Consider the following 22510-nt stretch of genomic DNA (forward strand, 5'->3'; position numbering starts at 1 on the left):
GGTGCGACCCTGCCCGGGCCGCTCGCGTTCAGGCGGTTTCGGGCTTGAACAGGCCGACGCGCATGTCGCTGACGGTGTAGATGCGCTTGCCGTCGGCCTCCAGCCAGCCATCGGCGATGCCCAGCACCAGCTTCGACTTGAAGACGCGCTTGAAATCGACGCCGTAGACGACCTTGGTCACGCTCGGCAGCACCTGATCGGCGAATTTCACCTCGCCCACGCCCAGCGCCCGGCCCCGGCCCGGCAGCCCGAGCCAGCCCAGGAAGAAGCCCGTCAGCTGCCACAGCGCATCGAGCCCCAGGCAGCCCGGCATCACCGGATCGCCCTTGAAGTGGCAATCGAAGAACCAGAGGTCGGGCTTGATGTCGAACTCGGCGCGGACAAGGCCCTTGCCATGCTCGCCGCCCTCCTCCGCGATCTCGACGATGCGGTCGAACATCAGCATCGGCGGCAGGGGCAGCTGCGCATTACCCGGCCCGAACAGTTCACCCCTGCCGCAGGCGAGGATCTCCTCGTAGCTGAAAGACGACTGACGCTGCATTCCGACTCCGTGCCCTGCTGCGGCCGCTTCGCCCGGCCGCTTTCCGCCGTGCCTAACACATGCCTCGCCTCCAACGGAAGGGTTCTGCCCCGCGACCCACAGGCCGGCGGCAGGTGGATCTGCACGGCGCCGCTTGCGGGACGGGGTGCATCCGCCTAAATTCCTGGAATGGTTCCAGAGACGCAGATCAGCAGCGCAGCGGCGCAGCAGCCGGCGAAGCCCGGCATGGAGGGCGCGCCGACCCGCCAGGGTTGCCCCTTCCACGACGTGCGCCAGCGCCTGCGCCGCGTCGGCCTGCGCCCGACCCGCCAGCGCGTGTCGCTCGGCTGGGTGCTGTTCGCCAAGGGCGACAGGCATGTCAGCGCGGAGATGCTCTTCGAGGAAGCGATGCGCGAGCGCATCCCGGTCTCGCTCGCGACGATCTACAACACGCTGCGCCAGTTCACCGATGCCGGGCTGCTGCGCGAACTCGCCATCGATGCCGGCAAGACCTATTTCGACACCGCCAGCGACGATCACCACCATTTCGTGATCGAGGACGAGAACCGGGTCATCGACATTCCCGGGCGCGAGATCGAGCTGACGACGCTGCCGACGCCGCCCGAGGGCTACGAGATCGCCCATGTCGACGTGCTGGTGCGGCTGCGCAAGATCGGCGGCTGATCCGCTCCAGACGGCCCGCCTGGGGCCTCAGTCGACCTTCTCGTTGGGATAGACTCCCCAGAGCCGCTCCTGCGGGATGTAGCCGGTGATGTTGCGCACGGCGACGCGGCACCAAGACTGGGCGCAGGACAGCACATTGGTGATCACGCCGGGCTGAAGCTCGGCGACGACCGGCGCATCGGCAGCGGCCTTCCCGCGCATCGGCAGGATCTCCGACTTGTTCTTCGCCCAGGGCGCCACGAGCGCGGTGCGCTTGCCGGACAGCAGGCTATGCAGCACCCAGCCCTCGGCGCCGTCGGAATCGCGAACGCGCCGCCAGGTCTCGAATTCCGCCGTGATCTCCACGGGCAGCCCGGCGCGCTGATAGACCCAGCGGGTGCGATGCTCCTTCGAGGGGCCCTCGCGGAGATTGACCCGGTCGGTCTTGAGGCTGACATACCGCGGCACCGGCAGGCCCGTCACCGAGCCGGCCTGCATGTCCTGCGCCCAAGCTCCGCTCGACACCGTCAGGCCCAACAAGGCCGCCCCGGCCAGGGTGCGCATCGGCACGCTCAGCATTCCGCCGCTCTCCGCTCCGCTCCGCCGTCTCAGGCGAAGGGTCAAGTTGTCTTCCCCCTTGTCGCCGCCTAGACACATGACCGGACGCGAGGGCAGGCTCATTCCTGACCGGCCAGGGTTAATGGCGGGTTGAGGAAGGCCGGCGCGGGCGTCGCCATGGAGGGAGCGTCATGTCGAAGAAGAAGCCGCTGGTCGTCGTCACGCGCAAGCTCCCGGCCGTGGTCGAGACGCGGATGCGCGAGCTCTTCGACGCCCAGCTCAATCTCGACGACAAGCCGCTCTCGCAGGCGGCGCTGGTCGAAGCGGTGAAGACCGCCGATGTGCTGGTGCCGACCGTGACCGACCGGATCGATGCGAGCGTGATCGCGCAAGCCGGCGACCAGCTTCGGCTGATCGCGAATTTCGGCAATGGCATCGACAATATCGACGTCGCCAGCGCGGTCCAACGTGGCATCACCGTCACCAACACGCCGGGCGTGCTGACCGACGACACCGCCGACATGACCATGGCGATGATCCTCGCCGTCGCCCGCCGCATCGCCGAAGGCGCCCATGTGATCCCGGACGATGAATGGGCCGGCTGGTCCCCCACCTGGATGCTGGGGCGGCGCATCACCGGCAAACGGCTGGGCATCGTGGGCATGGGCCGCATCGGCCAGGCGCTGGCGCGGCGCGCCGCCGCCTTCGGCCTGTCGATCCATTACCACAACCGCCGCCGGGTCGATCCGCGCATCGAGGAGCGGCTGGACGCGACCTATTGGGATTCGCTCGACCAGATGCTGGCGCGCATGGACATCGTCTCGGTCAACTGCCCGCACACGCCCGCGACCTATCACCTGCTCTCGGCGCGGCGGCTCAAGCTGATGAAGCCGGACGCCATCCTGGTGAACACCGCGCGCGGCGAGGTGGTGGACGAGACCGCCCTGGCGCGCATGCTCGAGGCCGGGGAGCTGGCCGGCGCAGGGCTCGACGTGTTCGAGCAGGAGCCGGCCATCAATCCGCGCCTGCTGAAGCTCGCCCGTCAGCACAAGGTCGTGGTGCTGCCGCATATGGGCTCGGCCACGCATGAAGGCCGCGCCGATATGGGCGAGAAGGTCATCGTCAACATCAAGACCTTCATGGACGGCCACAAGCCGCCGGACCGGGTGCTGCCCAGCATGCTCTGACGGGCTGCCCTGTCAGGCCGCCACGTCCGAAAGGCGCGCGGCCTGCGCCGGCCAGTCCTCGTAACCGTCGATGACCGCCGCCGCTCCGGCTGCGAGCAACCGCTCGCGCATGAGTGCCTTGTCATGCGTCGCTCCGGTGAAGCCGGCGACCTGCATGCCGGCGGCGCGGGCCGCCTGCACCCCCGGCACCGAATCCTCCAGCACGAGGCAGCGCGCCGGCTCGACGCCCATCTGCCCGGCGGCGAAGAGAAATACATCCGGCGCCGGCTTGCCGCGGGCGACCTGCGAGGCGGAAAATACGTGCGGGGCGAACAGGTCGATCAGACCGGCGAGGCCGAGATTGTGCCTGAGCGGCTCCAGCGAGGTCGACGAGGCCACGCAGCGCGCCGCGCCGATCCGGTTCACGGCGTCGCGCACGCCCGGCAAGGCCCGCGATTCGGCCGCGAGCCGCGCCGCGACGCCCGCCTCGGCCCGCGCTTCGAAATCCGCCGGCAGAGGCCGGCCGAGGGCCCGTTCGATGATCCGGAAGCCGTCGGCGAGAGGAATCCCGACGAGCTGGCGCCAGTAATCATCGAGGCTCCAGCCCGTCAGCCCGACCTCGTGGCACAGCGCCAGAGTCACCTCGGCATAGACGGTCTCGGTGTCGATCAGCGTGCCGTCGCAATCATAGATGACGAGCTCGAGCGCCATCGTCTATCGCCGCCGCGCTCAGCTGGCGCGGGCGGCGTCGAACTGACCGGTCTTGCGGAACCGCCAGAGATAGGACGGAATCTCCACCTCGGCCGAGACCGGCGCGATGCCGAGGCCCGGCAGATCCCGCCCCTCCTGACGCGCCTCTGCGGAGACGACATTGTCCTGCCCCAGCAGCACGACCTGATCGCGCGTGAGCTTGAATTCGTTCGGCAGCAGGCCGAGCGTCAGCGCATCCACCACTTCCAGCACCCGCGCGAGCCCGCCGGCGAGAGGCGTCGGCACGGGCAGCAGCAGGCGCTTGCGATGCGTGACCTCGCAGATGCGCTCGACGATGGCGCGCAGGCTCAGCACCTCCGGCCCGCCCAGCTCATAGGTGCGACCGGCCTCCACCGTGCCGTCGATGGCGCGGGCGACGGCTTCCGCGACATCGCCGACGAACACCGGCTGGAATTTCGTCTCGCCGTCGCCGATCAGCGGCAGCACCGGCATCATCCGCGCCATGGAGGCGAAGCGGTTGAAGAAGTCGTCATCGGGCCCGAACATCACCGAAGGGCGCAGGATCACCGCCTCGGGCAGCAGCTGGCGCACCGCCGCCTCCGCCTCGCCCTTGGTGCGGGCATAGACCGAACGCGAGCCGGCATCGGCCCCCAGCGCCGACATCTGCACGAAACGGGCGATGCCGGCGGCGGCGCAGGCCTGCGCCACGGCGCGGGCGCCATTCGCCTGAACGGCACTGAAGTTCTGGCGGCCGCTCTCGTTCATGATGCCGACGAGATTGATCACCGCATCGGCGCCGCGCACGGCCGCTGCGACCGAAGCGGGATAACGCAGATTGGCCTGAACGGCGTGGATCTGCCCGACGAGGCCCAGCGGCTGGAGGAAGCCGGCGAGATCGGGGCGCCGCACGGCGACGCGCACCCGGTAGCCGCGCTTGACGAGCGCCCGCACCACATGGCGGCCAACGAAACCCGAGCCACCAAAAACTGTGACGAGCTGCTGGGACGGGGCGTGAGAGGCCATCGGGAACGCTCCTGTGAGAACCGCTTCGCCCTCCTAGATCATGTCGCGCCAAAGGGGAACGGGTTTTGCGGCGCAGCAGCGGCTGTTCGGTGAAGGTTTTCCGCCGCTCGGATGTGCGGGGAAGATTTAGCGCGCCCGATATGCCCGCCAGGCCTCGCCCCGCCGCCCGATTCGAGGCCCTGCGATCACCCCGGCCGCAAGCCCTTGCGCGGCTAAGGCACCTCTCTCGACTTTTCCCCAACCCGCCGGGGGAAGCCGATTGAGAGCCGGATCGAGCAGGAAGCGCCCCGAAAGGCTCTATTTCTGGCCGAAGCCCCGTCCTGCCCCGGCGACGCTGTCACGATGATGCAATATTTCCTGCGAAGGCCCGTTGACAGCCCGCCCACGCCCCCCTAAACGAACCGCCGTTGCCCAGGTGGCGGAATTGGTAGACGCACCAGCTTCAGGTGCTGGCGCCTGCAAGGGCGTGGAGGTTCGAGTCCTCTCCTGGGCACCACTTTTCTTGAGGGACTACCAACCTCAAGGACTTAGGCCTCATCAGAGTGCCGCGCTGATGCGACCGTGCGACAACGGTGCGTGGCAATGCTCTACAGGCTCAATCGCTCCGTGAAGCGCACAGCATCGTCGCTCTCGTCGCTTTGGGCCGAGACGCGGTCGCCCTGACCGGCGGATTGAACACTCCCTGCCCTCGACGATCGGGTTTTTCGGCATTTTCTGCGCAGAGCTGCTTCGGGCACGGATGCCGCGCTGATCTGTGCCGTGCCGGCGGTGGTGGCGCTCGGCCTCTCGCCGATCGTGATGACGCTGGGTCTGTGCGTGACGATGGCCTTCGTCGAGCGGTGAGATGGCCCGTTACAGCCTATCGGATCGGACCCGAATGGATGCGCTTGGGCTTCGCCGGGGCGCGCAGGCTCGCTCGATCATGGTGGTTCGCCCAACGGACCGACTCAAGCGTCCTGGCGCTTCCATGACGGACCTGGTCCATGACGCATCCTGCGTTTCATCCGTCGAGGCCGCATCATCGCAGCCTTGGATCAGACATCTGCACGACCGCCTCCGGGCGGCCGTGCGATGGTCGAGGGCGGCAGGCGCGCCGGCCTACCCTTCGGCGTAAGCCTGCTCTTTCTTGGCTCTGATCGCCGGCAGGATCATGCTGACCAGCAAGAGAGCCGAGATGACCAGAAGCGTGGCGCTGATCGGGCTCTTCACGAAGATCGAGAGATCGCCTTCCGACAGCAGCAGGGCGCGGCGGATGTTCTCCTCCATCATCGGCCCGAGGACATAGCCGAGGATCAGCGGCGCAGGCGGGCATTGCAGCTTGGCGAAGACATAGCCGAGCACGCCGACCGCCGCGCAGAGATACACGTCGACCGCGCTGTTGTTGAGGCTGTAATTGCCCAGCGCGCAGAACAGGATGATCGCGGGGAAGAGCCAGCGATAGGGGATCGTCAGCAGGCGGACCCAGATGCCGACGAGGGGCAGGTTCAGCGCGACGAGCATGGCGTTGCCGATGAACATGCTGGCGATGACGCCCCAGAACAGTTCCGGGCTGCGGGTCATCACCGATGGCCCCGGCTGGATCCCGTTCATCACCAGGGCGCCGAGGATGAGAGCCATCGTCGCGCTGCCGGGGATGCCCAGTGTCAGCATCGGAATGAAGGCCGTCTGCGCGGCGGCATTGTTGGCGGCTTCCGGCGAGGCGACACCCTCGATCGCGCCTCTGCCGAAGCGCGAGGGATCGCGCGCCAGCTTCTTTTCCACCATGTAGGAAGAGAACGAGGAGATGGAGGGCCCCGTGCCCGGCAGAATGCCGAAGAAGGAGCCGATCGCCGTGCCGCGCAAGGTCGGCAGGAACGATGCCTTCAGGTCCGGCCAGCTCGGCATCAATCGGCCGATGCTCTTGGTGAAGACTTCGCGGGTTTCCTTCTGCTCCAGATTGGAGACGACTTCGGCGACCGCGAAGATGCCGACCGCGAGCACGGTGAAGCCGATGCCGTCGGCGAGCTCCGGCAGGCCGAAGGTGTAGCGCTCCATGCCGGAATTGACGTCGGTGCCGACGAGGCCGATCAAAAGGCCGAGGATCACCATGGCCAGCGCCTTCAGCAGGTCGCCATGGGTCAGCACCGAGGCGGCGACGAGGCCGAGCAGCATCAGCGCGAAGTAGTCCTCCGCGCCGAAGCGCAGGGCCCAGCCCGCCAGCGGCACGCCCAGCGCGACGATCAGGATCGTCCCGATGCAGCCGGCGACGAAGGAGGACAGCGCGGCGATCGCCAGCGCCGCGCCGGCACGGCCCTGCCGCGCCATCTGGTATCCGTCGAGACAGGTCACGGCGGAGGAGGTTTCGCCCGGCAGGTTGACCAGGATCGCCGTGGTCGAGCCGCCATATTGTGCGCCGTAATAGATGCCGGCGAGCATGATGACCGAGGCCACGGGCGGCAGGCCGAAGGTGATCGGCAGCAGCATCGAGATGGTGACGAGCGGACCGACGCCCGGCAGGACGCCGATCAGCGTGCCGAGCAGCACGCCCAGAAAGCAATAGGCCAGGTTCTGCAGCGACATCGCGACGCCGAAACCCAGTGCGAGGTGATCGAGGAATTCCATCTCAGAGGTTCCAGGCGAAGAGCGGATAGGGCAGCCGCAGGCCCCAGACGAAGACGGCCGTCGCGAAGACCGCCATGATCACGGCCAGCACGCCCACCTCGCGCAGCTTGAATTCGTGGCCGGCATAGGCGGAGGCCGCGACGAGCAGCATCACCGCCGGGACGAGGCCGAAACGCTCGACCGTCGCGCCGAACAGCACGATCGAGAGGGTGATGAAGGCGAGCGGGAGCCAGGCCCAGATTCCGTCAACCGCCATGCCGCTGCGCAGGCCGCGCAGGAAGATCGCCGCGCCCAGTGCGATCAGGATGATGCTGAGCACGCGCGGGAAGTAGCCCGGCCCCATCTCGATCGAGGTGCCGAAGCTGTAGCGCAGCGCGATGACGAGGCCCATGGCGCCGAGCACAAGGAAGATCAGGCCGGCGACAGCGTCCTGATTGTTGGCAAGCTTGATTTTCATGACGAGCTCCGGCTGGCTCAGCGAGCGTGCGGCTGGAAGCCGAACAGGCGGGTGGGGTTGTCGACGAACAGCTTCTGCCGCGCAGCGGTGTCGGGCACCCACTGGCCGACAAGGTCGAGCAGGGCTGCATCGTCCGGCTTGTCAGCCTTCGTCGGATGCGGCCAGTCGCTGCCCCACAGGACCCGCTCGGGCGCCGCCTTCGCGAAGGCCGCCGCCACCCGGCCCGCATCGGCATAGTCCGGCGTGCCGTCCACCGAGGAGATATAAGCGCCCGAGAGCTTGACCCAGCCATGCCCTTTGTCGAGCAGCCGGCGCATCAGCGCGAATGCAGGGTGATCGACGCCGGCCGGCTGCGGAATACGCGCGAGATGGTCGACGACGAGCGGCGTCGGCAGGTTCATCAGGACCTCGCCGAGCGACAGCAGCAGATCGGGCGCCATGTTGACCTGCACATGCCAGCCGAACTCCGCGATCTTGCGGCTGAGGGGAGCGATCATCTCCGGCGTCAGGAAGGCGCCCACGGCGAGGTTGAAGCGAATGCCGCGAATGCCGCCCGCATGGAGAGCCTTCAGCTCTTCGACGGACACGTCAGGCCCGACCACACCGATGCCCCGCGCGGTCGGGCCGAGGGCCTCGATCGCGGCGAGGGTGACCCGATTATCGGTGCCGTAGGTCGAGGGCGTCACGACGACGTTTCGCGTGCTGCCCAGCCTGGCCTGCAGCTTGCGGTAATCGCCGACCGCGGCGTCCGGCGGCTTGATCGTCGCGCTGGCGGCCGCCGGAAACCGGCTGTCGTAGATGTGCATATGGCAGTCGCAGGCCAGCGGCGGAAGCTTGAGACCCGGTGGCTGCGTGCCTTTCGAATAAGGGACCTCTTGGGCCCTTGCCCCCATCGGCGAGGCGAACACCGCCGCCGCGGCGGTCGCCATGAAATCTCGGCGTCTCATCAATCGTCTCCCCCATGCCGGCCCGTTCATGGCGTGCCGGTCACATGTCGTGGGCTCTGGTCTGGAAGGGTGACCGCCAAGTGCCGGTACAAAGGGCTCGGCGATCACTGCGGTGGCGCTTCATTCCGATCGATGCGGCCCTTCCCCAGAAGAGCCGCATCGTCCGGTCGCGTCAGTCGGCGACCTTGATGTCGGCCGTCTTGATCACAGCCGTCCATTTCGGGACGTCGGACTTGATCAGAGCGGCAAACTCCTCGGCGCTGCTGCCGGTGGCCTCCGCGCCCGCGGCTCGCAGCTTGGCCTGGGTGTCGGGGTCCTTCAGCACCTTGTTGAGCTCGGCGTTGAGCTTGGCGAGGATCGGCTGGGGGGTGCCGGCCGGCGCGGCCAGGCCCCACCAGGTCGCGGCGTCGGAATTCTTGATGCCCTTCTCCTCGAAGGTCGGCACATCGGGGAATTCGGAGTCGCGCTTGGTCGCGAACAGCGCAACGGGACGCAGCACCCCTTCCTTGATCTGCACCGAGACCGAGGGAACGGAGGAGGCGTAGACATCGACGCGGCCGCCCATCAGGTCCGGCAGCGCCTGGGCCGCGCCCTTGTAGGGAACGTGGCGGAACTTCACCTGCGCCAGCTGCTGCAGCAATTCGCCGGCCAGATGCGAGCTGGTGCCGACGCCGGGCGAGGCGAAGGTGAGCTTGCCGCCCTTGTCCTTGGCGGCCTTCAGCAGATCCTCGACAGTCCTGATCGGCGAATCCTTGGCGACGACGAGCACCTGCGGGGCCGAGGCCGCGAGCCCGATGGGCGCGAAATCCTTGATCGGGTCGTAATTCGCCTTGCCGAGGATCGGGTTGATCACGAGATTGGCGTTCTGCGCCGTGACGATGGTGTAGCCGTCGGCCGGCGCCTTGCCGGCGAGGCTCAGGCCCACGCTGCCGCCGGAACCGGGCTTGTTGTCGATCACGATGGTCCAGCCCGTCGCTTCGCCGAGCTTCTGCGCAACCACGCGGGAGACCACGTCGGTGCCGCCGCCGGGCGGGAAGGGAACGACCATCCGGATCGGCTTGGTCGGGTAGTCCTGGGCGAGGCTGGGCCCTGCCAGCAATGCCGTCAGCGCAGCTGCCGCCAGAATGCGCATGGGCTTCATGATGTTTCCTCCGTTTTTATGGTTGTGGGGATCGCCGGCCGCCCGGCCTCCCCGGTGGTGATCAGTGGTTCTGCATGCCCCATTTGCGGATGGTCGCCGCCTCGATCGAGCGGAAGACCAGGCCTTCGACCGCAAGGCCGATCAGGATCACGGTGAGCAGGCCCGCGAAGACGGTCGCGGTTTCCAGCGCGTTGCGGGCCTCGAAGATGTACCAGCCAAGACCGGCCGCATTGCCCGAGACGCCGAAGACCAACTCGGCCGCGATCAGGGTGCGCCAGGCGAAGGCCCAGCCGATCTTGAGGCCGGCGAGGATCGAGGGGAACGCCGCCGGGATCAGGATGAAGATGACGAGCCTGAGGCCGCCGAGGCCGTAATTGCGCCCCGCCATGCGCTGCGTCTGGCTGACCGAGAGGAAGCCGGTGAAGGTGTTGAGCGACACCGCCCACAACACCGAATGGACGATGACGAAGACGATGCTGGAGGTGCCGAGGCCGAACCAGAGCAACGCCAGCGGCAGGATCGCGATCGCCGGCAGCGGGTTGAACATGGCGGTCAGCGTGGCCAGCAGGTCCGTACCGACACGGGTCGAAACCGCGAGCGTCGTCATCACCGCGGAGAGCATAATGGCGGTGCCGTAGCCGATGAGCAGCACGCGCAACGAGCTCGCCGCCGCCCCCGGCAGCCGCCCGGACGACATGTCGGCCCACCAGGCGGACAGCGTATCGGTGAGCGAAGGGAACATCAGCGGGTTGCCGACCCAGCGCGCATAGACCTCCCAGGCGATGCCGAGCCCGATCAGGACCAGGGCGCGGCGCACCGCGGTGATCGCGAAGATGCCTTCCCACAGACCGATCGGCCGGCTGATCTCGCCGATCCGGCTGATGTCCTCCGGCTCGCGCTCGATGTCCGGGCGCGGAACGTTGCGCGGCGCGGACAGGGTCACGTCAGTCATGAGCCGTCTCCTGCGTGCCGAAGAGCATGCCGTTGATCTTGCGATTGAACGCCATGAAGTCGGCGTCTCCCTGGTGTTCATGGCTGTAGGCGGTGGCGTCGAGCTCGGCGCGGACTTGGCCGGGATGAGGCGTCAGCACGAGAATTCGGGAGCCGAGGATAATCGCCTCCTCGATCGAGTGGGTGACGAACATCAGCGTGAAGCGGACATCGTCCCACAGCTCCAGCAGCTCCTCCTGCATGCGCCGGCGGGTCAGCGCGTCGAGCGCCGCGACGGGCTCGTCCATCAGCAGGATCCGCGGTTCCATGGCGAGCGCACGGGCAATCGCGACACGCTGCTTCATGCCGCCCGACAGCATATGCGGGTAGACGTCCTGAAAGCGTTCCAGGCCGACCTTGACGGTCGCCCGGCGGGCGCGATCCCGGATCTCGCTCTTCGGGAAGCGGCCCGACCGCTTCATCGCGAACATGACGTTGTCCAGCACGGTCAACCAGGGCATCAGCTGGTCGAACTCCTGGAACACCATCATGCGGTCCGGGCCGGGCTTCTCGATGACGCGCCCGTCGAGCTTCATCGAGCCTTCGGTCGGATTGAGGAAGCCGGCGACGCATTTCAGCAGGGTCGACTTGCCGCAGCCGGAAGGGCCCAGCAGGATGAAGCGATCCTGCTCCTTCACATCGAATGAGACGCGATAGGTCGCGGTGACGAGCCGGTCGCGCGTCTTGTACTGCAAGGTCACGCCATCGACCTGAAGCAGCGTCTGGGCGGCTCCGATCGGCGCGGCCGTCATTTTCTCGGTGGCCAGCATCAGCTTCCCTGCCCCTGGCTGACCGGCGGGAACATGATGTCTTGCCATTTCGAGGGCGCTTCCTTCAGCTCGCCATTGCGCTGCATGAAGCCTGCGAAGGCCATCATGCCCTGCGGTTCGACCGTGAAGGTCTGGGCCTTGATCGCCGCCTCGACCTCGGCCGGACTCAAGGCCGTCTTCTCGACCTCCATGTAGAGCTTGGCCGCCTGGGCCGGGTCCGACTTGATCAGTGCCATGGCCTCGCGCAGGCCCGCGACGATGGTCGCGATGGCAGCCGGGTTGGCGTTGGCGAATTTGCTGGTGGCACCCAGCAGGGCGCCGGAATAGGAGCGGCCGATGATGTCGTTGCCGTCGACGACCTTGAAGCATTTGCCCGAGGCTTCGAGAGTCGAGATGAAGGGCGGGGCCGCGAAGTAAAGCTGGATCGCCGCCTTGGAGATCAGCGCCGCAGTCGCATCCGGATGCGGCAGAACGACCATCTGCTTGTCGAACCGGCCGGCCTGCCCCGGGCCGTAGGCCTTTTCCGCCGCCATGCGCAGCAGGATCGCCTGCGGCGCGGTCGTCGCGGTCACGGCGATGCGCATCTCCGGCTTGATGTCGGCGATCGACTTCACCGCCGGGTCGTTGGTGTAGAGCGTCAGCACCGCCTCGTTGCAGGCGGCGACGCCCTTGATGTCGAAGGAGCCGCGCGTCTTCAGCCAGGCCGCCAGCAGCGCGGTCGGGCCATAGGCCCCGACATCGAGATTGCCGCTGAAGATGCCGTCATTGATCGCGGGCGAGCCGCTGACGCGCTGGACGGCGAAGGTCGTGTCGCCGATCCCGTTCTCCTTCGCATGCTTGGCGAAAAGCGAAAGCTTGTCGGCGACCGTGGTGGCGAGATGGCTGGTGCCGAACTGGATGGCGATGGTGACGGTCTTCTTCGCCTGGGCGCGAGCCGGCAAGGCGAGTCCACCGAGGCCTGCGACGCCGAGCGCCAGTGCGGAGCGGCGTGAAAGATGGATCATCGGGCTTCCTCCTCGTCGTTTTTTGCTCTGGATTGCCGGCCGATTTGCCGCGGCTCCTCAGGCGGCTGCTGCGGCGTAGTCGGGGTTGACGTTGGCGCGCGGGTCGAAGGGCTTGCCCTCGATCACGTCCAGCGCCTGTTCGATCGCCCGCACGCCGACACGCTCGGCCGCCTCGCGGGTGTTCGCACCGACATGCGGCGTCATCACCACATTCTGCAGGCCTGCCAGCGGGTTCTCCTTCGGCGGCTCGACCGGGAAGCAATCCAGGCCCGCACCGGTGAGCGCCCCGCTCGTCAACGCCGCGGCCAGCGCCTCATGGTCGATCAATCCGCCGCGTGCGGTGTTGATCAGCATGGCGCCGCGCTTCATCAGCCCAAGGCGCTTCGCATCGAAGAGATTGCGGTTCTCGGCCGTGAGCGGGATGTGCAGGCTGACGATGTCGCTGTCGCGCAGAAGCGCATCGAGGTCGTCGACCCGCTCCACTCCGTCGAGCTGTCCGCGGAAGAAGGGATCGTAGCCGCGGATCGTCATGCGCAGGGGCCGCACGAGCTCGATCAGCGCCGAGCCGATGCTGCCGAGCCCGACGACGCCGAGCGCCTTGCCGGAGAGCTCGCTGCCGAAGCTGGTCGCCTTGTCCCAATGGCCGGCACGCATGCGGCTGTCGAGCCAGGCGCTCTGCCGGGCCACGGCGAACATCAGCCCGAAGGCGTGCTCCGCCACGGACTGCGCATTGGCGCCATGGGTGATCAGGACCGGAATGCGATGGCGCGTCGCGCTGGCCAGATCGATGGTGTCGACACCGATGCCGTGCTTGACGATGACCTTGAGCGAGGGGGCGGCGCCGATGACCTCTTCGGTGAGGTGGGCGGCGCGCACGATGATGGCATCCGCCTTCTCACGCACCGCCAGCGCGGCGATCTCCGCCGGCGGCGTATAGGGCGCGAGCGTCAGAACGCGGGCGCCGCGGCGCTCCGCCGTTTCCATCGCCGGCTTCGCCAGCGCCGAACCCGTAACAATGATCGTGGCAGCCATGTTTCCCTCCAGCCTCGCGGTCCGATGGCGGGAAGGATCGATCGACGCGCTTTCAAGCGGCAGACCCGGCGCTTCTTCCCTGCGGCATCGGACGCTTGCTGCGTCTCTTCGCCGGGGCGGTCCTGCGCAGACCGTCCCATCTGCAACGACCTAACACGGCCTCACCGTGATGCAAGAAAAAAATGAAACGCCGTTTCAAATTATTCGGGTCAGTGACCGGCCCCGCCGAGCGCATGGGTGAGCACTTCGGCCGAGCTCTTGAGCAGCGGCGCGATTCTGGCTGCGCTCTCGCTGGTCAGCCGTGAGGCGGGACCGGTGAGCGCCAGGGCGCCCAGCAGCCGCGCGCCCGCGCCGAAGACGGGCATGGCGATCGAGGCGACATGCGGATCGGTGACACCGCTGGAGAAGATCGGCGTTTCGGCCGCCTGATCCGGAGTGTCGGCATGCGGATCGAAGCGGCGCAGCACCTGAGCGATGGAGGACGCATCCATCGGCCGCAGATCACCCGGGCGGACATGCATCCGCAAAGGCGAGGGCGAATCGACCCGGAAGAGGCACAGGCGATGATCGCCGCGGCGGATATAGAAAGAGGCCGTTTCGCCGGAGGCGGCGACCAGCGCCTCCAGCGCCGGCATGACATGGGCTTCGAGCGCAAAGGACTGAAGATAGACCGAGCCCAGCCGCGCGATCTCCGTCCCCAGGCGATAACGGCCATCGTCCAGCCGCTCGATCAGCCCGAAGCGCTCCAGCGAGATGCACAGGCGCATGATGGTGCTCTTCACCAGCTGCGTGCGCTGCGCGAGTTCGCTCAACTCCAGCGCGTCGTCGCCGCGGCGGAAGGCGGTGAGGACCGTCAGCAGCCTGTCGGCCGAGGCGACGCCCTCCAGCTTCGGCCGCGCCTTCGCCTTCTTCTCCAGCATGGTTCAAGTCTCCGCGACGCCGCTGGCAGGGCGCGGCGGCCTTCACTCCTGATGCGAGAACAACGCCATTCCCGCGACGTCAAGCTTCGCGCGCAGGATCGAGCCCGTCTGTGATTCCGTGATGAAGAGATCGCGCCCGTCCGACCCGCCAAAGGCCAGGTTGGTCGTCGAGATGCCGGCGCAGGAGCGGATGCGCAGGAGCGGCTCGCCCGTGCGCGACAGCCGCCAGACCGAGCCGAAGCCGGTATGGGCGATCAGCAACCCACCTTCGGCATCGAGCGCCAGCCCGTCCGGCCCGCCGAGCCCGCCATGGAGCTGTGAAAAGACGCCGACCTTGGTGGTGAGGCCGCTGTCGTTGAGCGGGATGCGCCAGATCTGCTGGGCCCGGGTCACGGCGATCAGCACATGCGTCATCTCCCGGTCGATGACGATGCCGTTGGGGCTGGGGATCGTGTCGAGCAGGCGCGTCAGCCGGCCATCGGGCGTCAGCCGGTACACGCGCCCTGTCGGGTCGTGCAGCCCGGTCTGGCCCTGATCGGTGAAGTAGAGGTCGCCGTTCGGCGCGAAAACGAGGTCGTTGACGCCCTTGAAGCTTTCGGAGGCCGCCGTCTCCAGAAACGGCGTCACCGCGCCGCTCTCCGGCTCGAGCAGCATGATGCCGCGCTTGTAGTCGGTGATGAAGATGCGCCCGTCGCGGTGGATCTTCAGCCCGTTCGGCCAGCCATCATATTCGGCCACCAGCTCCCATTCGCCCTCGGCCGAGATCCGGAAGATCCGGCCGAAGGGAATGTCGGTGACGTAGAGCCGGCCCTGCCGGTCAAAGCTCGGCCCCTCGAGAAAGGAGTCGATCGCGAGACCGCCGCGATTGGCGGCGCCCCAGGCCGTCGCACGCGGCTTCCGGAACCGATCCGGCAGCCGGGTGAAGACCTCGGTTGCGACATCCCTCGGCGGTGCGAAAAACATCGACCTTGCTCCTCCTGCCCGGCGCGCCGCTTCGCCTCAGGCTTCGATTTCGCAACCGAGCCGCGTCAGCGTGGCGTCGACCCAGCTGCGATCATTGGTGCCGGCCTGGATCGCCGCCATCTGCTTGGTTTCCGCGGCATGCTTGGCATGAGTCGCGGTGTAGATCGTCTCGGCCTGGTCGAAAGGCACGCAGAGCAGACCGTCATCGTCGCCGATGACAAGGTCGCCCGGCTCGATCACCATGCCCTCGATCGCGATCGGCACGTTGATCTCGCCGGGGCCGTCCTTGTAGGGGCCGCGATGGCTGACGCCCGCCGCGAAGACGGGGAAATCATGCTCACGGATCCAGGCGCTGTCGCGCACGGCCCCATAAATCACGATCCCCGCGAGCCCGCGCTTGATCGCATGGGAGATCATCAATTCGCCGATCAGCGCATTGGTCAGATCACCGCCGCCATCGACGACGACGACATCGCCCGCACCGGCAACGTCGAGCGCCTTGTGGATCATGAGATTGTCCCCGGGACGGGACTTCACGGTGATCGCCGGGCCGGCGAGCACCCCACCCGCGTGCAGCGGGCGCAGCCTGGCTCCGCCCGCGCTCATCCGCGACATCGAGTCGCTGATATTGGCGACCGGCAGAGAGCGAAAACGCTCGACGAGATCGGCGGACACCTGGCGGCGCCGCTTGAGAACACGAAATCCGACCATCCTTGGCTCCCTCACCGCGCGGTCGACGGCTGCCTTCGTAGCCGTTGACAGGGCGCCGTCGCGCGGCATAGCTTTTTTGAAACGACGTTTCAAAAATAATGTTCGGAGGAAACATGCAAGCTGTTTTTTCGCGCCGCGCCGTTCTGGCCGGGGCCGCCACCGCTGCGGCCATGATGCTGCCCTCGGGCAGATCCCTGGCGGCAGAGCCCGTCACAGTCACGATGGCGATCCAATACGGATACGCCTATCTGCCGGTCACGGTCGCCGAGAAGCTGGGCCTGTTCGCCAAGCAGGGCTCGGCGGCCGGATTGCCCGGCCTGACCGTCAAGATCCAGAAGATCAGCGGCGCGCCGGCGATCAACGACGCGCTAATCAGCGGGTCGATCGACATCGGCGCCTATGGCCTGCCGGGCATGCTGATCGCGGCCGAGAAGACGCGCGGCTCCATCGACATTCGCGGGCTCGCCGCCCTCGTGGCCGGCGACAACGGCCTCTACACCAACAAGCCCGAGATCAAGTCGCTGGCGGACTTCAAGCCGACCGACAAGATCGCGGTGACCTCGACCACCGGCCAGCAGGGGCTGCTGGTGCGGATGGCTGCCGCCAAGGCCTTCGGCGAGGACCAGTCGCGCAGACTCGACACCAACATGATCCAGCTGCCGCATCCAGACGCGACCTCGGCCCTGCTCACCGGCGGCACGATCAGCGCCTATGCGGCTCCGCACCCCTATAGCGACATCGTCGAGAAGAGCCCGAATGTCAGGCGCCTGTTCTTCTTCTCGGAGTATCTCGGCGAGCGCGTGACCAGCGGCCTGCTCGCCAGCAAGCGCGCCTTCGTCGAGGCCCAGCCGCAGGCGGCCAAGGCGATCGTCGCCGCCATCGACGAGGCCGGGGCCTATATCAGGGCCAACCCGCGCAAGGCCGCCGAAATGTTCCTGGAATCGGAGAAGTCCTCGCTGGATCTCGACGAGACCGAAAGAATGCTGAAGAGCGTCTCCGAGGAATGGGGCGTCCAGCCGAAGGGCGTGATGAGCTTCGGCAGCTTCATGGCCAAGGCCGGCCTGCTCAAGGCGCCCCCGGCAAAGTGGCAGGACACCTTCTTTGCTCCGGTGGCAGCCGGCCAGGGCAGCTGAAGCGCGTCGCGCCGCGGCTGCTCAGCCGAGCCCGAGCAGCCCGGCGTCGAGCCGGTAGGTGGACGTCGCCGTGCGCCAGAACAGCTTTTCGCGTTCGGCGGCGGCGAGGTCGGTCGTCATGAGCTTGAAGGCGTTCCACAGCGGCACATAGCCAACCATCCCCTTATCGACCGGAAAATTGCTCTCGAACATGCAGCGCTCCGGCCCGAAAAGCTCGATGCAGCGCAGGATATAGGGTGACCATGCTTCCACGAGTTCGGCCGAGCCCGGCGGCCGCTCGCGCTCGTGAAAATCGAAGCCGTTGACCCGCATGGCGAGCCCGCCCAGCTTCAACCGGATGTTGGGCCGTTCGGCGGCGACAGCCAGCGCACCGGACCAGGCTGCAAAGACCTCTTCCCGACGGCCGCGATAGCGCCCGGCGCCGAGAGGCCCGCCGCAATGATTCAGGATGATGGTGGTGCCGGGACAGGCGTCGGCCAGAGCGGCGACCTCGCCCAGCTGGGTGTGGAACGCCCAGACATCGAGCGTGAGTCCGTGGCGTGGCAACAGCCGGGCCGCGGTCTGAAAATCGGGATCGACCAGCATGCCAGGCGGCGGCGGCACCGGGTTCGATGTGATCTGCGGATCGTCATGGCTGGCGGTCTGGTTGCGGATGCCGCGCAGACGGCCGCCGCCGGCCCGCTCGAGCGCATCGAGAACCGGCACGACCCTCTCGCCCAGCATCAGATCGGCGCAGCCGACAATGGCGGCGCATGCATAGCGGCGCCCATAGAGCCCCGATGCCGCCTGCGCTGCCGCACCGTTCGCGAACTCCACTTCCCCGACGGGCTGCATCCGGGGCTCCAGATCGGGCCGGTACATCGACCGCGCCTGAAGATAGACCGTGGCGCGCACGTCGTGGCCCGCCTCCATGTCGGCGAGCAGATCGAGAAACAGGTAGCGCTGCCCTTCCGGCCGGTCCCAGAGATGGTGATGGCAGTCGACGATCGGCAGCTCCGGCTCCAGGACCGGCTCCTGCGTCAGCGCGAGCCAATCGGGCCGCACGGGCGGGTGCAGGCTTCGGGTCGACATCAACCTTGCTCGCAGCCCGGCCGGGGCGACGCCTCGGCGCTGACGGCGCGCCCGCACGGCAGAAAACGAAAAGCGATCATGGCGACCTCATTCAGCGGAAAGACGGCCAAAGCGGCCTGCGGCGACGATCAGCTCGCGTCGCGCAGAGCCGGGGGATGTTCATAGGGCTCGGCATAACGGCTCACCGACCCGAAGGCCGCCGACAAGGCGGCCGCTTCGCGGTGGAGCAGGGCCCGGACCGCGGGATCCGACGGGACGAAGCGGCCGATCGGCCCCGAGAGCGTCAGGGCCCCCAGTAGCGAGTCGCGTGCGCCGAAGACGGGCGTCGAAATCGAGGTCGTCAAAGGGTCGATCAGCCCGGCGGTCTGCCGGATATAGCTGCCCTCGACGAGCGGCTGCAGCTCGGCGTCACGAAGCACTTGGCCCGTCGAGGTGTCGTCCAGCGGCATCGTATCGCCCTGGCGGAGGCTGACGCGCAGGCTGTGCGGCGAGTTCTGGCGGAACAAGCAAATCCGGCTTTCGCCCTCGCGAACATAGAAGGAGGCGGTCTCGCTGGTCGCGGCGACGAGCCGCTTCAGGGCCGGCTTGATCATCTCGAGATAGTCGACCGACTGCTCGTAGCGATGGGCGAGGCCGAGCACCTTCGTGCCGAGCTGATAGCTGCCGTCGGCATTCTTCCGGACCATGTTCTCGCGAATGAGCGTGATCATGTAGCGGAGGATCACGCTCTTGAAGAGCCCGGTCCGGTTCTCGATCTCCGACAGCGAGAGCGGGCCTTTCTCCGCGAGGAAGGCATTCAAGATCGCCATGGTGCGCTCCGCCGCGGAGACGGACCGGTCCATGCCTGGCTCGCTTTTCGTGCTCACGACTCTTCTTTCCGCATGCGGGACGGTGGAAACGACGCAGGCCCAGACTAGCCCGCCGGCGAGACATGCGCAAATTTCATAATGACGTTATGAAAGATCTTCCCGTTCCGGCGGCTCGCGGTGCAAGCCGGCTCATTGATGTCTTCCGGGAGGTTGCCAAAGCAATTTTCATAATGCCATTATGAAAATGGATATCATATGGAGGGGACCATGCAGCCGCTTTCAATCACCCGCCGTTTCGGCCTCGTCGCACTCGCTTTCGGCGTTCTGGGTGCGCAATCCGCCTGGGCCGATCGCCTGGCGGACATCAAGGCACGCGGCAGCCTGATCTGCGCGACGCTCAACTCGTCGGAGCCGCTCGGGTATCAGGATCCGGTCTCGCGCAAGACGGTGGGCTTCGATGTCGACACCTGCGCCGCCATCGCCAAGCATCTCGGCGTCTCGCTCGACCTGCGCTCGGTTTCGGTCGAGGCGCGGATCGCCGAATTGTCGCTCGGCCGTGTCGACCTGATCGCGGCCGCGCTGGGGTACACCAAGGAACGGGCGCAGCAGATCGCCTTCAGCGACGCGCATTACCAGGTGCCGATCAAGATCATCGTCAAGGTCGATTCGAAGCTCAACAAGCTGCCCGACTTCAAGGGCCTGAAGATCAGCGCCAACAAGGGGTCGACGCCGGAGCTCTACGCTCGCCGCCGGACGGAGGCGGAGGTCATCACCTTCCAGGATCCGCCGGCCGCGTTCCTCGCGCTGCAGCAGGGCAAGGTGGACGGCCTGGCCCTGGCCGCGCCATCCGCCGTGCGGTTCGTCAACGAGACGGGCGGCAAGTTCCGCTTCGCCGACGAGGCGCTCGCCTATGAGGCGACGGCGCTGGGCGTGAAGAAGGACGAGCCGGCGCTGCTGGCGGCCGTCAACAAGGCATTGGCGGATATGGAAGCCTCCGGCGAGCTCGAGGCGATGTGGGTCAAGTGGTACGGCCCCACCACCAAGTTCAATCTGCCGCGAGAGAAGAAGCTGACCCCGATCTCGACCTTCGAGTGAGCGCTCGGGCGCTCCTCCCTTCGGGCTGCCGTCACCATGGCAGCCCGTCACGCCACCGGATCAGCGAGCGGGCACGTCGATGACCTTCGATTTCGGGGCGATCCTGACGCTCCAATATACCCAGTGGATGATGTGGGGAGCGCTCACGTCGCTCGCCCTGTTCGCCTTGGCCTGGGTCCTGGCCTTCCTGACCGCTTCGCTGCTCGTGGCCATCGGCTCGGCTCCGTTCCGCCCGGCGCAGGCGCTGGTGGCGTCCTTCGTCGAATACCACCGCAACATCCCGATGCTGGTCCAGATCTTCGTCTGGTATTTTGCGATGCCGCAGTTGCTGCCCGACACCTGGACGCGCTGGATCAACGCCCATAACAGTGAGTTCATCTTCGCCGTCATCGCGCTGTTCCTCAACGCGGCCGCCTATATGTCCGAGGACATGCGCAGCGGCCTGCGCTCGCTGCCGCGCGAGCAGATGGAGGCGGGGCGCGCGCTCGGCCTCAGCTACGTCCAGACGATGAGAGACGTGCTGCTGCCGCAGGCCATCCGCGCCGCGCTGCCGCCGCTGATCAACCAGTCGCTGGCCCTGTTCAAGGCGACGAGCCTCGCCATGGCGATCGGCGTCGCCGAAATGACCTATGCCTCGCGCCAGGTCGAGAATGAGACCTACCGGACCTTTGAGACCTTCGCGATCGCCTCGGCCTTCTATGTGACCGTTTCCTTCGCGATCATGGGGCTCGGCGCCTGGGCGGATCGGCGCAACCTCGCGGCGGCGGGGCGCTGAGATGCAGGACATCATCGACATCCTGCACCGCTACGGCTTGCTGCTGACGATCGGCCAATTTCCCGAAGGTCCCATCGGCGGCCTCGCGCTGACGCTGATTCTCGCCCTCACGGGCCTCGTCCTGTCCTTCCCCCTCTCGGTGCTGATCGGCATCGGGCGCGTCAGCCCCAACCCCATCGCGGCGCGGCTCTCGACCGGTTTCGTCTATCTCGTGCGGGCCTTGCCGCTGCTGATGCTGATCTTCTGGGCCTATTTCATCGTGCCCCTGATCATCGGCCGGGCGGTGTCCGGGCTGACGACCGTCATCGTCGCCCTGGTGATCTACGAAACCGCGTATCTGGCGGAGGTCGTGAGAGCGGCCATTCTCGCTTTGCCGAAGGGGCAGACGGAAGCATCTCGCTCGCTGGGACTGAGCTACGCCCAGACGATGAAGGACGTCATTCTTCCGCAAGCATTGTTCAATGCGATCCCAAGCATTCTCAACCAGTTCATCTCGCTGGTGAAGAACACGTCGGTCGCCTACATCATCAGCGTCGATGAACTCACCTATGCCGCCTATCAGGTCAACGCGCAGCTCCTGACCAAGCCCGTGCAGGTCTACATCATTCTGGCGGGCATCTATTTCATCATCTGCTTCTCGCTCAACCGCTTCGTGAAGCTCATCGAAAAGCGGATCCATACGAGCCGGCAGGCTCCCATCGCCACGGAGGCCGCGGCATGATCGTCTTCGAGAACGTCGAGAAATGGTATGGCGAGTACCACGCGCTGAACAATGTCAGCGAAACCGTCGCCAAGGGCGAGGTGGTGGTCGTCTGCGGCCCGTCCGGTTCCGGCAAGTCGACGCTGATCCGCACCGTCAACCGGCTGGAGCCCATCCAGAAGGGACGTATCACGATCGACGGGCGCGACGTCAACGGCGAGGGCGTCAACGTCAACGAGCTGCGCAGCCATATCGGCTTCGTCTTCCAGCAGTTCAATCTGTTCCCGCATCTCAGCGTCGTGCGGAACGTCATGCTGGCCCCGATGCGCGTTCACAAGGTCTCCGAGGCTGCGGCGCGCGACACCGCGATGGATCTGCTCGACAAGGTCGGCCTCGCGCATAAGGCGAACGAGTTTCCGCCGCGGCTCTCCGGCGGCCAGCAGCAGCGCGTCGCCATCGCTCGGGCGCTCGCGTTGAAGCCGCCCGTGATGCTGTTCGACGAGCCGACCTCCGCGCTCGACCCCGAGCTGGTCGGCGAGGTCCTCAACGTCATGAAGCAATTGGCGTCCGAAGGGATGACCATGGTCTGCGTCACCCATGAGATGGGCTTTGCCCGCGAGGTCGCGGATCGGGTGATCTTCATGGATGGCGGCGCCGTTCTCGAGCGCGCCGCGCCGGAGGATTTCTTCCAGCGGCCGCAACATCCCCGCGCCCGGAAATTCGTCTCCGACATCCGCCACTGAGCAGCCG

24 protein-coding genes and 1 tRNA gene are annotated in these 22510 nt (G+C 66.9%); 8 read left to right on the forward strand and 17 right to left on the reverse strand.

All coding sequences use genetic code 11. From position 1 onward, the window contains the following. Nucleotides 1-28: 28 nt before the first annotated feature. On the reverse strand, nt 29-541 hold the full coding sequence (gene fabA / locus ACOJTB_RS04330) for a 3-hydroxyacyl-[acyl-carrier-protein] dehydratase FabA (protein ID WP_420101290.1): 513 nt from the start codon (nt 539-541) through the stop codon (nt 29-31). Between the two features lie 225 nt (nt 542-766). Here fabA and irrA point away from each other — a divergent pair, with 225 nt between their 5' ends. Then, nucleotides 767-1204 (forward strand): iron response transcriptional regulator IrrA, encoded by a 438-nt coding sequence (gene irrA, locus ACOJTB_RS04335; protein ID WP_420101317.1) that lies wholly within the window; start codon nt 767-769, stop codon nt 1202-1204. Nucleotides 1205-1231: 27 nt separating this feature from the next. Here irrA and ACOJTB_RS04340 read toward each other — a convergent pair whose 3' ends face one another. Further along, nucleotides 1232-1762: an SH3 domain-containing protein gene (locus ACOJTB_RS04340; RefSeq protein WP_420101291.1), complete on the reverse strand. Its 531-nt coding sequence runs from the start codon at nt 1760-1762 to the stop codon at nt 1232-1234. Between the two features lie 170 nt (nt 1763-1932). Between ACOJTB_RS04340 and ACOJTB_RS04345 the strand changes: the two genes are divergently transcribed. Beyond that, nucleotides 1933-2928 carry a 2-hydroxyacid dehydrogenase gene (locus ACOJTB_RS04345; RefSeq protein ID WP_420101292.1) on the forward strand — a complete coding sequence of 332 codons (996 nt, stop codon included), beginning with the start codon at nt 1933-1935 and terminating at the stop codon, nt 2926-2928. Nucleotides 2929-2940: 12 nt separating this feature from the next. Here the strand turns inward: ACOJTB_RS04345 and ACOJTB_RS04350 are convergent, their stop codons facing one another. Both ACOJTB_RS04350 and ACOJTB_RS04355 read right to left on the reverse strand, forming a co-directional pair. After that, nucleotides 2941-3618 carry an HAD family hydrolase gene (locus tag ACOJTB_RS04350; protein ID WP_420101293.1) on the reverse strand — a complete coding sequence of 226 codons (678 nt, stop codon included), beginning with the start codon at nt 3616-3618 and terminating at the stop codon, nt 2941-2943. Nucleotides 3619-3636: 18 nt separating this feature from the next. After that, nucleotides 3637-4641, reverse strand: a complete 1005-nt coding sequence (locus tag ACOJTB_RS04355; protein WP_420101294.1) for a complex I NDUFA9 subunit family protein — start codon at nt 4639-4641, stop codon at nt 3637-3639. A 409-nt stretch (nt 4642-5050) separates the two neighbouring features. Here ACOJTB_RS04355 and ACOJTB_RS04360 point away from each other — a divergent pair. Beyond that, nucleotides 5051-5137, forward strand: a tRNA-Leu gene (locus tag ACOJTB_RS04360). Between the two features lie 602 nt (nt 5138-5739). On the opposite strand, the gene ACOJTB_RS04365 is transcribed toward ACOJTB_RS04360, so the two are convergent. From ACOJTB_RS04365 to ACOJTB_RS04415, 11 genes are all read right to left on the reverse strand, one after another. After that, nucleotides 5740-7242 carry a tripartite tricarboxylate transporter permease gene (locus ACOJTB_RS04365; RefSeq protein ID WP_420101295.1) on the reverse strand — a complete coding sequence of 501 codons (1503 nt, stop codon included), beginning with the start codon at nt 7240-7242 and terminating at the stop codon, nt 5740-5742. Between the two features lies 1 nt (nt 7243). Beyond that, nucleotides 7244-7699: a tripartite tricarboxylate transporter TctB family protein gene (locus ACOJTB_RS04370; RefSeq protein WP_420101296.1), complete on the reverse strand. Its 456-nt coding sequence runs from the start codon at nt 7697-7699 to the stop codon at nt 7244-7246. 17 nt (nt 7700-7716) lie between these two features. Further along, nucleotides 7717-8754, reverse strand: a complete 1038-nt coding sequence (locus ACOJTB_RS04375) for an amidohydrolase family protein (RefSeq protein ID WP_420101297.1) — start codon at nt 8752-8754, stop codon at nt 7717-7719. Between the two features lie 64 nt (nt 8755-8818). Continuing rightward, entirely contained in the window at nt 8819-9787 is a 969-nt protein-coding gene (locus ACOJTB_RS04380; protein ID WP_420101298.1) for a Bug family tripartite tricarboxylate transporter substrate binding protein, read from the reverse strand. Nucleotides 9788-9848: 61 nt separating this feature from the next. After that, complete coding sequence (locus tag ACOJTB_RS04385; RefSeq protein ID WP_420101299.1) at nt 9849-10739, reverse strand: ABC transporter permease; 891 nt, start codon at nt 10737-10739, stop codon at nt 9849-9851. Continuing rightward, on the reverse strand, nt 10732-11547 hold the full coding sequence (locus ACOJTB_RS04390) for an ABC transporter ATP-binding protein (RefSeq protein WP_420101300.1): 816 nt from the start codon (nt 11545-11547) through the stop codon (nt 10732-10734). Before ACOJTB_RS04390 ends, ACOJTB_RS04385 begins: the two co-directional genes overlap by 8 nt. Then, complete coding sequence (locus ACOJTB_RS04395) at nt 11547-12551, reverse strand: ABC transporter substrate-binding protein (RefSeq protein WP_420101301.1); 1005 nt, start codon at nt 12549-12551, stop codon at nt 11547-11549. Before ACOJTB_RS04395 ends, ACOJTB_RS04390 begins: the two co-directional genes overlap by 1 nt. 57 nt (nt 12552-12608) lie before the next feature. Beyond that, nucleotides 12609-13583, reverse strand: coding sequence for a hydroxyacid dehydrogenase (locus tag ACOJTB_RS04400; protein ID WP_420101302.1), 975 nt, complete (start codon nt 13581-13583; stop codon nt 12609-12611). A 209-nt stretch (nt 13584-13792) separates the two neighbouring features. Further along, nucleotides 13793-14500, reverse strand: coding sequence for an IclR family transcriptional regulator (locus ACOJTB_RS04405; protein ID WP_420101318.1), 708 nt, complete (start codon nt 14498-14500; stop codon nt 13793-13795). A 45-nt stretch (nt 14501-14545) separates the two neighbouring features. Next, nucleotides 14546-15466, reverse strand: a complete 921-nt coding sequence (locus tag ACOJTB_RS04410) for an SMP-30/gluconolactonase/LRE family protein (protein ID WP_420101303.1) — start codon at nt 15464-15466, stop codon at nt 14546-14548. A 36-nt stretch (nt 15467-15502) separates the two neighbouring features. Next, nucleotides 15503-16177, reverse strand: a complete 675-nt coding sequence (locus ACOJTB_RS04415) for an RraA family protein (RefSeq protein WP_420101304.1) — start codon at nt 16175-16177, stop codon at nt 15503-15505. 113 nt (nt 16178-16290) lie between these two features. On the opposite strand from ACOJTB_RS04415, the gene ACOJTB_RS04420 reads away from it, so the two are divergent. Next, on the forward strand, nt 16291-17310 hold the full coding sequence (locus ACOJTB_RS04420; RefSeq protein ID WP_420101305.1) for an ABC transporter substrate-binding protein: 1020 nt from the start codon (nt 16291-16293) through the stop codon (nt 17308-17310). Nucleotides 17311-17331: 21 nt separating this feature from the next. On the opposite strand, the gene ACOJTB_RS04425 is transcribed toward ACOJTB_RS04420, so the two are convergent. Together ACOJTB_RS04425 and ACOJTB_RS04430 are read right to left on the reverse strand one after the other, a co-directional pair. Next, nucleotides 17332-18381, reverse strand: coding sequence for an amidohydrolase family protein (locus tag ACOJTB_RS04425; RefSeq protein ID WP_420101306.1), 1050 nt, complete (start codon nt 18379-18381; stop codon nt 17332-17334). Between the two features lie 128 nt (nt 18382-18509). After that, nucleotides 18510-19223 carry an IclR family transcriptional regulator gene (locus tag ACOJTB_RS04430; RefSeq protein ID WP_420101307.1) on the reverse strand — a complete coding sequence of 238 codons (714 nt, stop codon included), beginning with the start codon at nt 19221-19223 and terminating at the stop codon, nt 18510-18512. A gap of 234 nt (nt 19224-19457) precedes the next feature. Between ACOJTB_RS04430 and ACOJTB_RS04435 the strand changes: the two genes are divergently transcribed. From ACOJTB_RS04435 to ACOJTB_RS04450, 4 genes are all read left to right on the forward strand, one after another. Continuing rightward, nucleotides 19458-20285: a transporter substrate-binding domain-containing protein gene (locus ACOJTB_RS04435; protein ID WP_420101308.1), complete on the forward strand. Its 828-nt coding sequence runs from the start codon at nt 19458-19460 to the stop codon at nt 20283-20285. A 79-nt stretch (nt 20286-20364) separates the two neighbouring features. After that, on the forward strand, nt 20365-21060 hold the full coding sequence (locus ACOJTB_RS04440) for an amino acid ABC transporter permease (protein ID WP_420101309.1): 696 nt from the start codon (nt 20365-20367) through the stop codon (nt 21058-21060). Between the two features lies 1 nt (nt 21061). Beyond that, entirely contained in the window at nt 21062-21781 is a 720-nt protein-coding gene (locus tag ACOJTB_RS04445) for an amino acid ABC transporter permease (protein ID WP_420101310.1), read from the forward strand. Then, the gene (locus ACOJTB_RS04450; RefSeq protein WP_420101311.1) at nt 21778-22503 is read left to right on the forward strand and encodes an amino acid ABC transporter ATP-binding protein; all 726 of its coding nucleotides are present in this window, start codon (nt 21778-21780) and stop codon (nt 22501-22503) included. The genes ACOJTB_RS04445 and ACOJTB_RS04450 overlap by 4 nt, the downstream gene beginning before the upstream one ends. The last annotated feature ends 7 nt before the right edge of the window (nt 22504-22510 follow it).

Source organism: Allobosea sp. (assembly GCF_048595345.1).
GTDB lineage: Bacteria > Pseudomonadota > Alphaproteobacteria > Rhizobiales > Beijerinckiaceae > Allobosea.